Origin of the sequence: Microvirga splendida (assembly GCF_016427565.1) — a bacterium.
In the GTDB taxonomy this organism is placed as follows: domain Bacteria; phylum Pseudomonadota; class Alphaproteobacteria; order Rhizobiales; family Beijerinckiaceae; genus Microvirga; species Microvirga splendida.
Genome location: NZ_JAELXT010000018.1, coordinates 1 through 12,962 on the forward strand (window position 1 = coordinate 1; position 12,962 = coordinate 12,962).

General features: G+C 60.4%; 10 protein-coding genes and 1 pseudogene. 2 read left to right on the top strand and 9 right to left on the bottom strand.

Annotated features, from left to right (window positions below; genetic code table 11):
* Positions 1 to 208: 208 nt before the first annotated feature.
* Complete coding sequence (locus JAO75_RS16005; RefSeq protein ID WP_246742546.1) at positions 209 to 715, top strand: hypothetical protein; 507 nt, start codon at positions 209 to 211, stop codon at positions 713 to 715.
* Positions 716 to 722: 7 nt separating this feature from the next.
* Here JAO75_RS16005 and JAO75_RS16010 read toward each other — a convergent pair whose 3' ends face one another.
* From JAO75_RS16010 to JAO75_RS16035, 6 genes are all read right to left on the bottom strand, one after another.
* Entirely contained in the window at positions 723 to 1,241 is a 519-nt protein-coding gene (locus tag JAO75_RS16010) for a hypothetical protein (protein ID WP_199050143.1), read from the bottom strand.
* A gap of 76 nt (positions 1,242 to 1,317) precedes the next feature.
* Positions 1,318 to 1,935, bottom strand: coding sequence for a hypothetical protein (locus JAO75_RS16015; RefSeq protein WP_199050144.1), 618 nt, complete (start codon positions 1,933 to 1,935; stop codon positions 1,318 to 1,320).
* 179 nt (positions 1,936 to 2,114) lie between these two features.
* Positions 2,115 to 4,058, bottom strand: a complete 1,944-nt coding sequence (locus JAO75_RS16020; RefSeq protein WP_199050145.1) for a hypothetical protein — start codon at positions 4,056 to 4,058, stop codon at positions 2,115 to 2,117.
* 11 nt (positions 4,059 to 4,069) lie between these two features.
* Positions 4,070 to 6,043: a hypothetical protein gene (locus JAO75_RS16025; RefSeq protein WP_199050146.1), complete on the bottom strand. Its 1,974-nt coding sequence runs from the start codon at positions 6,041 to 6,043 to the stop codon at positions 4,070 to 4,072.
* A complete protein-coding gene (locus JAO75_RS16030) occupies positions 6,040 to 6,717 on the bottom strand; it encodes a hypothetical protein (RefSeq protein ID WP_199050147.1) in 678 nt (225 codons plus the stop codon). Before JAO75_RS16030 ends, JAO75_RS16025 begins: the two co-directional genes overlap by 4 nt.
* 315 nt (positions 6,718 to 7,032) lie before the next feature.
* Complete coding sequence (locus JAO75_RS16035; protein ID WP_246742547.1) at positions 7,033 to 8,175, bottom strand: RHE_PE00001 family protein; 1,143 nt, start codon at positions 8,173 to 8,175, stop codon at positions 7,033 to 7,035.
* Positions 8,176 to 8,780: 605 nt separating this feature from the next.
* Between JAO75_RS16035 and JAO75_RS25375 the strand changes: the two genes are divergently transcribed.
* A complete protein-coding gene (locus JAO75_RS25375; RefSeq protein ID WP_199050148.1) occupies positions 8,781 to 8,933 on the top strand; it encodes a hypothetical protein in 153 nt (50 codons plus the stop codon).
* 43 nt (positions 8,934 to 8,976) lie between these two features.
* Here the strand turns inward: JAO75_RS25375 and repB are convergent, their stop codons facing one another.
* The 3 genes and pseudogenes from repB to JAO75_RS16055 all read right to left on the bottom strand — a co-directional run bounded on the left by repB (position 8,977) and on the right by JAO75_RS16055 (position 12,869).
* Positions 8,977 to 10,104 carry a plasmid partitioning protein RepB gene (gene repB, locus JAO75_RS16045; protein ID WP_199050149.1) on the bottom strand — a complete coding sequence of 376 codons (1,128 nt, stop codon included), beginning with the start codon at positions 10,102 to 10,104 and terminating at the stop codon, positions 8,977 to 8,979.
* On the bottom strand, positions 10,104 to 11,285 hold the full coding sequence (gene repA, locus JAO75_RS16050; protein WP_246742560.1) for a plasmid partitioning protein RepA: 1,182 nt from the start codon (positions 11,283 to 11,285) through the stop codon (positions 10,104 to 10,106). Before repA ends, repB begins: the two co-directional genes overlap by 1 nt.
* Before the next feature lie 414 nt (positions 11,286 to 11,699).
* Positions 11,700 to 12,869: pseudogene (locus JAO75_RS16055) on the bottom strand (tyrosine-type recombinase/integrase).
* Positions 12,870 to 12,962 lie beyond the last annotated feature (93 nt).

Here is a 12,962-nt window from a genome sequence, read left to right on the forward strand (position 1 = left end):
AGGTTCTGGCAGGCTCGTCACCCGCCTCGATACGCCGCCTTTCTCAATCCAGCATCACCCACTTTCCGCCATAGCTCGTCGAAATGGCGGGCTCGGTTAACCCGAAACTCACTGCCCATTGTCGACGCCTCCCGGCGCAGCACTCACGCTCAAGAGTGGAACCTTGACCGTGAGGCTACGTTCCCCTCAAGGGATGTCAGGAACTCAAATGCAGATGTTTGATCTAAACAAGGTTGCACAAGCGAGCGTGGTCGCATTGGTGCTCGGCGGATCAACTCTGGTGAGTACAGCGGCCGCTGTAGCCGCGGATCTACCCTCGTATCTCGTGGATCAGGAAGCGGTTCTGGAGCGCCCACCAGTCCGGCATCGGCTTGCGGTCGAGGAGACGTATATCGCCCCACCGATCGAGCACAGGATCATTGAGCGCCGCGTGATCGAGCGCCGCTTTGTTGAGGGTTATGAAGGGCCTGCTCTGGTGCCGCAGCAGCCTCTGCCGATTGTGTCTGTCGAGGATAGCGAAGGTTATGAGGGGCCTGCGTTGGTCCCTCCCCAGAATGTCCCGATCGTCTCTGTGCAACGGGGCGTGCCTTCACGGGTATACCGCGAGAGGATTGTAGGTATCCCTGCGCCCGTTGAGGAATGCCGCGTTGTCGTAACGAAGCAGATCGATGCCTACGGCGATGCCACAATGCGCAGAACAAAAATCTGCGACTGAGGACTGCTTATCGTCCGCCTGACTCCTGCAGAGAGATGCCCACCGGCACTTTCAATTCCCCGTTCTCTTGGTCGAGGTCAATGAAGTGATTGTTCTTGGGGATGACCAACCCATCCCCGATCTTTGGCAGCTTGGACAGGGCGGTGCAGATCATAGCCGAGCGCTCTCCCGACGCGGTCTCGGTGCCAGTGAGCCGCGCAGCAGGCTGACCAGGACCTTGAAGGCTCCCGTCAATCCGCATGCCCTGATCAGGAAACGCCCAGATGAATAGCTGGCCCGTCTGCTCCCACCGGCCCGGCCATTCGCCCGGTTTCGTCCGGGAGGCATCGAAGATGTAGGGGCTCACCTCATCATTCTCGAACTCCCCTCCCCCAACGCCACCGCCCGGGTAGAAGGTGATCACGAACTGAGAGCGGTCGGTGGATCGGGTGCATTGCCAGAGCGAGCCTGCAAGGCTCATGCCGTCCGCAACAGCCGTGGGTGACACGAGGACAATCCCGATAGCGGCGAGCAGAAGGCTTCGCATGGTGCTCTCCAGTCAGGCGAGGTGACGGATCAACACCGTAGGCTGCGAGCCATTACCAAAAATGTCAGTCTGACGATCAGGGCTCCTCGGTCAGATAGGCTTCGACCAACGCACCGAAGTCACCAAATGTCAGCTCCTCTGGCTCAAGTCCGCGCGCTTCACAGATGGCGTCCAACTGAGACTGGAAGACCTCAAACTCCTCGGCAATCCTGCGCCCGCCTGGAACTTTGGGATCCCGGCTTTGAGTGCGCAGCCATGTCGCAACCTGCTCGATGCATTTTCCAGGATCAGCGCCGTGCGAGTGAATGTCAGCTCCCGCGATGTCCGAGATGAAGCGCTGATAGCGGTATGGCTCTCGATCGAGGACAAGAGCCCGCTTTGCTTTCTGGTTCTTGCTCCCATAACGCTTCGCCCCCAGGAAGAGGCCGAGCTCGAGCGGCATGTTGAACCGGGGCAACGGCGGGTCGCCATTGACCTCTGTCCGCGAAATATCATGTATGCCAAACCGGCATTCCTCGATGATCGCTTGGATCTTCGCGAGACGGTTTTCTGACGAGTCATCCGCCTCAAGCGCACAGCGCGGGACGTACCCGGAGCGCAAGGCAGTGAAGACAATCGCCCAGAAGAAGGGCTTGTAGGTGGGATCGAACGGGCAGTTGATGAAGACATCCCGCGCCGAGGTCGGGGCTGGCATTAACGTTTAGCGGTCGACTTGCTGTTCAGCGCCAATCCTGTCTTGCGGATCGTCTCGCGGATTTGCTGGGCTGTGAAGTGGGTGGGCTTCGCCTTGGTCCGAAGCACGACGACACCGTCTCTGGTCTCCTTATTGAGCGCCGACCTCCCAGATCTCGGCCAGGGCCAAATGGAGTCGCTTTAGGTCAGAGCGGTTTTTGGCACATCGGACGGCGTGTGTCGCATCCCCTGAACCCTGAACAGGACGACTGCGTTCTCGACACCGCTCTCAGCCACGGTACGATAGTGGACCGAGATCTGGTCGCGGATGTTGGGCTGCGCACCCTTCCGGTCGAACAGATCAAGCACCATCAGCATCGAGAAGCTCACCGTCGTGCCCTGGTACGAGATGGCTTGCGGGCCGTACCGGTCAACGAGTTGCTCGGGCGTCTGGTTCGGGAAGGAGCGCTTGAGCTCTGCCGTGGTCTTGACCCACGTGTGGGTGAACAGGATGTCGACCCGGCCTCCGCCCAGATCCCGTGCCTCTGCGGTGCAGTTGCCAGCAAGGAGAGAGCCCATCAGGAAGTTGAGGAAATCATGCTGGAGTGCCTCCTCAAGCGGCGGATTGTCTTTGTCACGGTTGAACAGGTAGGCCACGCCAGGAAACGACGCGACGCTGAGATTGTACCGCGAGACCACAAACCGGGTGGCATAGAGAACGAGAACGCCGAAGAACTGCCTCGCATCGGAGTGATCGCGGAAGTCGACGTTTCGCTTGAGGTCGTCGATCACCTGTCCGATCACGCCGTCGACGATCCTTGAGGTCGTGTTGTCGAGGATCGTCAGGGCATCGGCCTCGATGAGGGCAGAGACCGTGGATCGGGCGTCTTCCGGGAGCTGCTCAATGATGGCGGCGGTCGGTGAGCTTCCGGCCGCCGCCTCGGAAGGGCGGCGGCTGACAAGTCCCTCGTAGGCGTCCCTCACTTGGTCACGGAGGCTGGCGGCGTCGCCCAACATCGTCGATTCCGCATTCTCGCGAATCCATTGTTCCAGCACGTGGAGCGCGCCCAGCTCCCGCTGCATGGTGCCGACGATCCTTGGCCTGACGACGGCATCGAGGCCACCATCGTCGGCGCGGCGCAACATGCTCCGACTTGCCGCGTACACGGCGAGGAGTTCCTCCTCCATCACCATGGCGGCCTTGAGCCAAGCCCCTTTGGTCAGCTTGTCATGGAGGGCGCCCAACCGCATGGCGAGCGCGGACCAATGGATGCTCTCCGTGTTTTTGGCCCCGAGCCAAGAGGCCGTCTCGGGTTGGCGGTCAGAGGTGGTCAGGAACGCGGTGTATGCGAAAGCCGTGGCCCTGATCGCGTCGATGCGACCCTCAAGATCGTCCGCCATGCGCCCGCCCTGGAAATCGACCAGGATATCGAGGCAGCGGCGGTAGAGCTGAGCGTCGATGCGAGCCTCGCTCGTGGTCTCAGCGCGTGCGAACCAGTCACGGGCACGCTCGAAGGCCGTGATGGCGTCGTCGCGGGTCGTCGCGTCCAGCCCCGTGCGCAGGCAGTCAAGGCCGAGCTCCATGGCAGCCTCGTCCTCGGCCTCTGGAACCTGGACGAGCGTCGCGAGCGTTCCGCGGAGGGCCTTGTTGTCCGGCCGGTGGGCGAGGACGGCACCGGCGACGGCCGCGGCATGACGCAGAAAGTCGCCGTCGTCCTCGGGTTCGAGATCGACCAGTTCGCCGAGCAGCCGGTGAAGGAGCCCTTCGTTCGACTGGGCGAGGATCATCGTGGCCTTGAGGGCATGGGCGCGGGTGCCGTAATCCCCGTTCCGATCAATGGCTCGGTCGAGGAAGGCGCGCCCAAGAGCCTTGCGGCTCGGTGCCGGGAATACATTGCCCCACCCTAGCCATGTGGCGATCTCCATCATGGCCACGATGTCGGCTGCCTTGACTAGCTCGATGGCCGCTGGGCCTGCGAGGTCGGCCTGCGGATGCGAGGCGAGAGCGATGAACAGTTCAGCACCCCCGACCCCTGCGGCATGGGCATGGACGGCCTCGGCAAGTTGGGCGGCCGCCACGGTCCCAAGGTCGACGTCATCACCACCCTCCGCCGCAAGGAGCCGCTGCACCAAGTCCGTTGTCACCGTCGAATCCCTCAGAACAGGAAGCTATCACCTTCAGCATGGTATTGATGTCCGCCAAGGACAACGTCGCGGAGCTCGGGCCGAGCGACCGCGCCGACAATGATCTGGATGTCGTCCGTCTGGTCAATCGCCTGCTGGACGCTGGCAAGCAGCGCGGCGAAGTCGACGCCCGTCATCTCCTGGGCCGCCGGGCTGTCGAGCACGAGCAGGCCTGGATGGCGCCCGAACTGCCTCTTGCGGGAGACAGCGATGATCGCGAGCGCGGCGGCAATGCGCACCCTTAGTCTCTCGCCGAGGTTGAGCTTCGTGAAGCTCGTAGGGGTGCCGCCCTGCACGATGCTGAGCGCCCCTCCAGTCCCCCACTCCATACTCTCGACGTTCTCGACGCCGAACAGCCGTGACAGACGGGTGATCTCCTGCGAGGCCTCGGAAAGGATCTCCCTGGCCAGGCCGTCGTACAGGGATTTCGTGACGGCCACGGTGGCGATCAGGATCTTTTCGTCATCTGGGGCAGCGTCGCTGGCCGTCTGTCCCTCTGTCTCGGCAATGAGCCCATGCAGTTGCTCGGCCTGGGCCTCCAAGCCACGGATCTCTAATTCGAGCTCGGCCTCGCCTTCAGATGCCATTTCCGCTTCTATGCCATGGATAGCTTTGAGGGCATCCGCGAGCTTGGCCTCCGCTGCGCGCATCGCCCGTGTGGTGGTGGCCACCTCCGTCTCAAGCCGGGCGACCGACGCGGCCGCGTCTTCCACGTCGGCCTCCAGATCCACCAGGCGGATCGCCTCCTCCGGATCAGCCTCGGTGTGCCGTGTGCCACAGACGGCGCAGACCTCAGCCGCCTCGGCGGCTTGGTATTTCGTGCTGTCGATCCCTGTCTCGCACGACGGGCAGCAGACGGGCTTGAGCTGACGGAACACGACCCCTGCTGCGCGGTCGTCGCGCAGTTGTTGCAGCGCCCTCCGGGTATCCGCGAGGATGGTCCGAGCGCCAGTCAGCTGCTGCTCCAGTGCACCTGCCTGTCCCCTCACCTCGTCCACGGCGTTCCTCAACGTGACGAGTTCGGCGTCGCGCGTGACGAGGTCGAGGCGAAGGCGTGCCCGGTCCACCGCTGGGCGATAACGACGGCGGGCGCCGTTGAGCGCGCGCTCAACGGCGTCGAGGCGCTCGCGCAGGCGCGGGGTCGCCTTGTCCGGCTTGCCGCGTCGCTCGCGTTGATTGGCTTGGACACGTTTGAGTGCCGTGGATGCTGCCGAGTAGGTGCTGATCCAAGGCAGGCCCATGAAGAGCTGGAGCAGCCGAAGCGGCATGGCATCCACTCTGATCTCGCCGAAGATGGCATTCCCCGGCCCACTGACGAAGAGGGCCGACGAGATCGCAGGCCAGCTGTGTGTGGTGGACTGTCCGCTCTCATTGAAGGCGTGAAACTTGGTGAACGCCAACTCTGTCATGAGGGCGTCCTCAACCGCGAGGGCGAGGTGCTGGCCTGCGGGCCCTTGGTAGAGGTCCAACCAGTCATCTCCGCCGGAACGTCGCGAGAAGGTGCCCCGCACGGTCTCCAAGGCATCGTCCCCTGAAGGCTTCTCGACGATAATGCGATAGGCAACGGCATCTACGTCGAACTCAGCTTCGACATGGCTGAGCCAGCGCCAGACATCCGGCTTGATCCGACCCGGGAATTCTCCGCGGATGCTGCTCTGGATGACGTTGAGGAGCGATGATTTTCCACGCGAGTTCCGGTCGGAGAGCACCGCCCACAATCCAGTTCCGAACTTCCAGGTACGGTCGAACGGACCATCCTGATCGGTGCCCATCTTCTCGCCCTTGAGGGTGACGGACCGGACAGTCACGCGGCGGCGGCGCGGGAGTGTCGCCTGAGGCTCGATGCCATGCCGGTCAAGAACGCTCTGCACGGTCGCGACCGGCACGCTGGCCTTGGCAGCGATAGCGTCGAGCCACTGGGCGGCGGTGGCTTGGTTCGTGGTCATAGCGATCCCTTCAGGCGCTTGAGGCGGGCGAGCACGCGGTCCTTGATCTGGGGGATCTCGGTCCCATGGGGGGCGTCGCGGTACTCGGGATGTAGATACTGGTCGTCCTTGAGGCTGGAGCCGCTGCGGAAGCCCGCCAGCGTCATGACGAGATCGACGCGGTCGCGGTACCAGACGAGGGCCGGCTGCTCCCGAATGGCACGCTCCATGAACTCATGTGCAGGAGGCAGGATCTCGAAGTCGTGACGGCGCTGACCGGCGATCTGCTTCAGTGGCCGGACGAGGCCATAGGACCGCAGGATCGAGAGGGGCTGCTCGATATTCTGAAACGCGCCGCGGCGCCAGCGGACCATTTTGACCGTCCGCACGTCAGGCTCGTCGGCATCGAAGATCTGCTCCACCAAGGCCAAGAGTGCCGGCTCACCTTCGGCCTCATAGCGGGTAAGGAGCTCGTCGGCGAGATAGTCGGGATAGCGGACGAGGAAGTCGATTGCCATCGCGCGCTTCTCGCCGCGGAAGATCCGGTTCGCGCCGGTCCCCTCGCCCACCGGGTCCGGCTCCTCGCTTCCTAGGGCAAGAATGAACAGCAGCCTGACGGCATCGCGATGGTGGAAGCCAGCCTGCGTTGCGCCAGCAGGCACGCCGTGCGTGCCACGCGTGTTGGCAGCTGTCATTTTCCGGTCCACGTCCATCCCGTTAAATTTTCCTGCCCGGTACATGCCACATTGTGCGGGTGATCCTATATCTGCAATCGTTCAGCCTGTTCGCAAGCGAGATGTTAGCCGTAGAGGATATCAGTGAAGACGGGAGCTGGACCTTCTTGGCTTGCCGGAGTAGCGGACGTCTCCGGCTCGGCTTGATCCTGAGCCTTGTAGAGGGGCGAGAAGATGGCCAGAGCTCTGGTCACGCGGTCAGACAATGACGGCTACGTGTTCACTGTAATTTGCCTGCTAGCACGCCCATCTTGCATTGCATCTAGACAGTGTGTCTCAGACTATTCCCCATGCCCGATAGCGCCGTCGGCCGGTCAATTCCCTCGGCAGCGCTCCTCCCAACTGCAGGAGCATCAGGTCCACGGCCTTGGGGGTGACCTTGAGGAGTTTGGCACCCAGAGGCACAGTCACCAGAGGGCGCGACAGGAACAGATCAACGAGCTCGGGCAGCTTGGAATTGCTGCGGCATTTATCGGCTACCCGGTTCATCAACTCCCGGGCCAGGATTAGCCGCTCAAGATCCTTGTTTGCGATCTCGACGGCTTCTTCGAGCACCTGACAGAAGCCCTGCAGCTTTTCGAGGATCCCTTCCCTACCCTGCGGCCGGAATTTCGATTTCTTGAAGCCAGCTGCGAGCGGCAGGAGATGATTGGTCACTCCTCGAGCTCGGAGGATCGACGCGGCCATGGTCAATCCGAGCCAGGGTTGCCGGGTGTACAGGTTCAGATCTAGCCAGGCATCCCAGGCGACAGCGGCCGCGGCGACCGACGGCCAGTGGGAAACCCGCTTCACGAGATCGAGCCAGGCGTCCTCATTCTCGGCCTCGTCTACGTCCGGATCATAGACCAGGTGCGATCGGCTCTTGGGCAGTGGCGTTTCGCCGGCGAGAACCTTATCGGTGCGATCAAGGAGCGCATCAATCTCCGCGAAATGTGCCTTCCACGGATCCGCGTCGTTGGCGAAGGCCGGATAGGCGTCGTCATCGTCTGAAGCGACTTTCCTTCTCCCCTTGGCCTTTGGCTCTTCGGGTTTGACCGGCCCGACCCCTCGCAAGGCGGCTAACCCGTCATAGGAGATCGGCCAGGGCGCCTTCCTAGCCATTGCGGTCCGTCGCGCCCTGAGAGCCGATGCAGCTCTGGTGATCTCGTGCGTTGGGCTCCGAACGTCCATGCCAGCGTCGTGCAGCACCAGGTCGCCGATATCGACCAGATGCCCGTCCAGGATCAGCGCCCGCACAGCCTCATTCATGTCGCACCGGGACTGCCAGCCAGCGGACAAGCCAGATGCCTCAAGGCGAGCATCGAACGATTTAATCTCGAGCGCGACTTTCTCTAGTCGGCCGATGATCTTCTCCCAAGGGATCTCCGGGAGCAAAAAGCTCTTTGGTTGCTCTTGATCAGAGGCAGAGAAATTGAGCATGCCCCACCCCCTTGTCATCGCGTCGGGTCAGCCTTTCACCAGGAGGCCCTGGGAAGCCCCATAGACTGAATTTCGACTAACGGCTAAGTTATTGTTTTACTTCCTTTCGCTAACCTGGCAACCAAATAAATTCGGTGTTCGCTACGGTGAGGGGTACGTCGCCTCAGCGCCTGTTTTCTCGCACAGCTGAGCGTCACGCTGCTTTAGCCCTTAGCGTATTTTTGGGTACACTTCTTGCGCCCTCCCCCATGAGGCGGCTGCGTTCCCTATCCGGGAATCCACAGCGTCCTGCCTCCGAAATACGCCAAACCTGACTTCCAACCGGCCCTATGGAGCGGAGTTATGTTATATCTCCGGGAGCTCTTAACCGCGCGAAGAAACGGTCAGTTGCCCGCAACAAGCAAAAGTTTACAACCCCGCGCACGATATTCCAACTCCTGTTCATAACGCACCGTTCCTCCCCGCCTTCTGCACGTATTGCGCCACCATAGACTGGTGTGCGTAGAACGAAGGCTGACCCTGTTGAAGGTGAACACCTGCTCTATTCGTTCCTGACTTCAGAACCGAACGGTGTGGTAGGGCCGCCTCACTCCATAGAGATGCCGGTGATCCTGACCACACACGAAGAATATGACGTCTGGCTTAATGCGCCCACTGAAGAGGCCCTGAGCCTCGAGGGGCCCCTTCCCGACGAGTTGCTGAAGAAAGTTGCTGAAGGCGAAAGGTCTGATAAGCGGCTTCAGACAATGGAAGCCTGACAAGAAATGAGAAGGCCGAGGAGGCTGCTCGGCCCTTTTGGTCTTAATTGTTTTCAGCGCCCTGGAACTCATTATAGAGTTGTTCCAGCCGGCTTGCGAGGAACTTGCCGAACTCGGGGGATACCTTACGATCAATAACGAGAGCGAACTTGTCGTCGGTCTCTAGGATCTTCGCGAGCTTCACTCCATCGGGAGCGACCCAAGCTTCGGGCTTAGCTGAGGCTTCCTTTGTAACTAGAGCCCTGTAGGCTGCCTCGAAGATCGCATCACTGTCGCGACCAGCGCTCTCTGCCCGTTCAATTGCAACGCGTACTTTCTCGACGTGCCGAGCTTTGATGAGCGCAGCGAGATCTTCCCACTTCCGACGTCCAATCTTCGGAGCAGGCCCGATGGCATCAATAATGTGAGCTGGGATTGCGTTTGCGACCGAGAGCATTTTGGAGAGCACCGCTTTGTCGACGCAAAGCGCTTGCATGATCACATCACGGCGGAACCCTCGCTCTTCAAGACGGAAGGCGAAGCGTGCCTTTTCGATGAAGCTCAGGTTCGTTCGTGCATTGTTTTCCTGTCCTTGAGCAACGACCAATTGCTCATCAGTGAGGTCACGGACCACGGCCCTAATCTTTGTGCCGAGTTCTTTGATTGCGCGCAGTCGGCGGTGTCCATAGGCGACCTGATACCGTCCTGTGCGTTCAGGGTGCGGGCGGACCAAGATGGGAACTTGCTGCCCTTCCGATCGGATGGCTGCGACGAGTTCCTTGTGGGCCTCCTCTGAGTACGCCATGCGGTCTGGGACGAACGAGGCATCGATATCGGCCGGATCCAGATCAACGATGGCCTGGCCGGCTCTTAGCTTCTCCTCAAGCTCTTCTACACGATCAGCTGAGTTAACCGCGGCCTTCATCGCTTTGAGCGGCGATGTCATAGGGGGTGAACTGAGGCTCGGCAGCGAGACCACTTCCTCGTTGTTCAGTCTGCTCGCAAGTGGGCGATCGGACGGCAAGCGACTAGCTAACGGCCGATCAGGTAGCGGACGCTCGCTTCCGATAGCCGCGGCCGCGTGGGCCTGCAGATCGCCCACTGGATTTGGCGCTGGTGCCCCGGTCGTACCCATGTTGTCGGCAGCGACGTCGGACGTGTCGGCGAAATTGATCAGGTTTTTGCGTCCCATTACTGCCTCCCCCAGGCTTGGCGGATATGAGCTTCGATCTCACTGTTGACCAGATCCAAGGACTCCAGTGCCCTGTCGTAAGTCCCTTTGTTGAACTTAGTCCGGTCAACTTCGTACAAAGTCTGCTTGGTCAGGCCTGAATCTGCGATGGCTGTGCTTTTTACCATCGTGTTTTGGAGAACCCGGTGGGCGAAGAGCGAGCGCATGAAGCCAACCATCTGGTTCTGAGGTCCATCGCTCGGCTCATAGCGGGTAATTAGGTACCTTAGCCAGTCGTAGTCTGGCTTGTGTTTACCAAGATGGGACATCACTTCGCCAACCATCCTGAGAAACTGGGACATAGACAGCACGTCCAACATTTGCGGATGCACCGTAACCAGCAGCGATGTGGCAGCACAGAGGGCTGTCATGGTGAGGTAGCCCAAGTTGGGTGGGCAATCCATCACTACGACGTCATAAAGGTCGCTTACTGGTTCCAGGGCTTCCATGATTTGCATGAAGAAGATCTGCGAGTTCCGGCCAGCGGGCGCCGTGGTCTCAAACTCCATAAGCTCGAGATTCCCTGGAATGAAGTGCAGACCAGGAAGGTATGTTGACCGAATGATATTCTCGATGCGCGTCCGATGTTCGTCGAACCTGATCGCTCCGTAGAGGGTTTCGTTCTCACGGACGTCGAGTTCCGGCTGGTTGCCGAAAAGCGTTGACAGGCTAGCCTGCGGGTCGAGGTCTATTGCAAGGACACGATAGCCCTGCAGAGCAAGGTATTGGGCTAGGTGCGCAGTCGTTGTCGTCTTAGCACTGCCGCCCTTGAAGTTGATCACTGATATGATCTGAAGCTTCTCGCGTTCTGTTCGGTGTGGAACGTACCGACGATTGGATTTTGTCCCTTCAAGGAACTCCCTTACTGCATTGATCTCCTCGATCGAGAAGGTCCGCCGGCCATTAGGCTGCATCTCGGGAAGAGGCGCTTTACCTTCTGCCGCGAGCTGACGAAGGTAACCTTCATGGATTTTGAGGAACTTCGCCGTCTCCGCTGATGTGAACCGACGGATCGCCTTTTTTGCGACTGGTGGGAAGATACGTTGGGTGTGCTCCTGGAGTTTCTTCGCAAGAAGCTCCGCGTCGATAAGGATCTGATCTTTGTTAGATGCCGTATCGAGAGCCCGTGAAGGGATCACCATTGGGGAGGTTTGCTGGAGTGCTGTCATGTAAGGTTCCTTGCGTTTCCGCGCGGAATTGGGCCTAGATCGGTAAATCTGCGCTGATCCAGTACGCCTCCTTGCCGTTAAGAACGGGTTAACAGGCTGCAAAAAGTACACTTTGGACCCAAAATGCGTGTGCTGGAGTGGGCCAAGGCAGTGGAGCTACCTACTGGGAGGGCTAACTTCCTGCCTGGGAGGTAGGCTCTGAAGGAAGCAGAGACTGGCAGCCAAACACGCTGAGCCGAATCGGAGGTTTTGGTCGCAGACCCTCTGGAGTATTTGTTGACCGCGGACAACTCATCACCGTGGGCCTGGTTACAGATGGTTCACAGTCCCCTGCCCCGAAACGGTTGACCGCGGACAACTTATCCAGGGAGTGGCTCTTACTGAGGCCTAAAGGACGATCCTGACAGACATACTATGGGCATGGTCCTGCTCGTCGTTGTACCCGGCGGCCCGTTGGTGGGACTTGTGAGCAGATTGACGCATAGCATCCATAAGCGGGATCCCATCCCGTTCGGCCTGGGTCATAAAGCCGGAGCGCAGCCCGTGGGCACTGAATTCTGCTGGGTCCAGCCCAGCCATCCGGCAGCGCTTCTTAAGGATGAGATTGACCAATCGCGGGGTCAGCTGGTTCGTCGCGATAGAGCCATCCTTTCGGATTTCCCGGAAGATCGGGCCCGATGTGATCTCCGCAAAATGCATCCAGTCATGGAGGGCTACCGCAACGCGGCCTGCGGCGAACACGAAAGCCCCCTGCCCTGCGGTGGTCGTTTTCGTTCGCCCCAGTGCAATGCGAATGCAGGGTACGGTTGGAGACGCTGGATCGGTTGGTCGGAGCTTGACGGATCAACCACCCTGATTTGGGAGTGCCTCAGCGTCGCAACCTCGCTGCGGCGCCGCCCCCCGGCCGCGAAAGCGACCAGCAGAATTGCCCGGTCGCGGATGTCGATTGCCATCGCTCCGCCGCAGGAAGCAAGGAGCCGCTCGAGAACTTCTCGGGTAACGGGCTTGCGGCTCTTGCGCTGGGGTTCGCGACTTTAGGCCTTCATCGCCAGACGAACGGCCTTCTTAATGCCGGGGTGGTCAAACGGGGTGTCAATGCCTTTCTATTGATGAATGGTCGACCAGTTGGACAGCCGTGGGGATAGGGTCTTGGGCGTGTGTGGTCCGTTGACTTTCAGGATCTTGCGCTGCCTGAGCTCCTCAATCACGTCATTGGGCATGCCGTGGGCGGGATCAATGGCTTTCTGGTCCGGATCCCACAGGCGGTGGGCAATGAACTTCAGGACGAGCGAGGGATCGACGGGCCACAGAAGCGGTCCTGCGGTCGCAGCACGGCACCAGGCTTCGAGGTAGGCGAGTTCAGAGGCGATGGGCGCGCAGCGTGTTGGTGCCCATCCTGGTATCAGCAAGATGCTTCAGGGTAGCGACATCGGCGTCGGTCAGCACCTCGGCACAGCGATCAGCCGCCGCGATTGGAAGGACGGCCGCCAAAGCGTCGAGTTGTCTTGCCCGATTGAGCTGTTTTGCCGGACTCGCCAACGCTCTTTGTCCCATCATCATGCAGTGCTGTCTTCGGATCTGCCCTGGCCAGACTGTGGTCGAGCCCTTCTGATGTGTGAACTGTGACTGAGCAGTTCAAGGAGATCCGAT

Excerpts from the sequence above, each read along its gene's own strand:
- repA (WP_246742560.1), bottom strand. The coding sequence starts at position 11,285 with ATGGTGATCCCTTCACGGGCTCTCGATACGGCATCTAACAAAGATCAG.
- JAO75_RS16010 (WP_199050143.1), bottom strand. The coding sequence starts at position 1,241 with ATGCGAAGCCTTCTGCTCGCCGCTATCGGGATTGTCCTCGTGTCACCC.
- JAO75_RS16030 (WP_199050147.1), bottom strand. The coding sequence starts at position 6,717 with ATGACAGCTGCCAACACGCGTGGCACGCACGGCGTGCCTGCTGGCGCA.
- JAO75_RS16005 (WP_246742546.1), top strand. The coding sequence starts at position 209 with ATGCAGATGTTTGATCTAAACAAGGTTGCACAAGCGAGCGTGGTCGCA.
- JAO75_RS16035 (WP_246742547.1), bottom strand. The coding sequence starts at position 8,175 with ATGCTCAATTTCTCTGCCTCTGATCAAGAGCAACCAAAGAGCTTTTTG.
- repB (WP_199050149.1), bottom strand. The coding sequence starts at position 10,104 with ATGGGACGCAAAAACCTGATCAATTTCGCCGACACGTCCGACGTCGCT.
- JAO75_RS16025 (WP_199050146.1), bottom strand. The coding sequence starts at position 6,043 with ATGACCACGAACCAAGCCACCGCCGCCCAGTGGCTCGACGCTATCGCT.
- JAO75_RS16015 (WP_199050144.1), bottom strand. The coding sequence starts at position 1,935 with ATGCCAGCCCCGACCTCGGCGCGGGATGTCTTCATCAACTGCCCGTTC.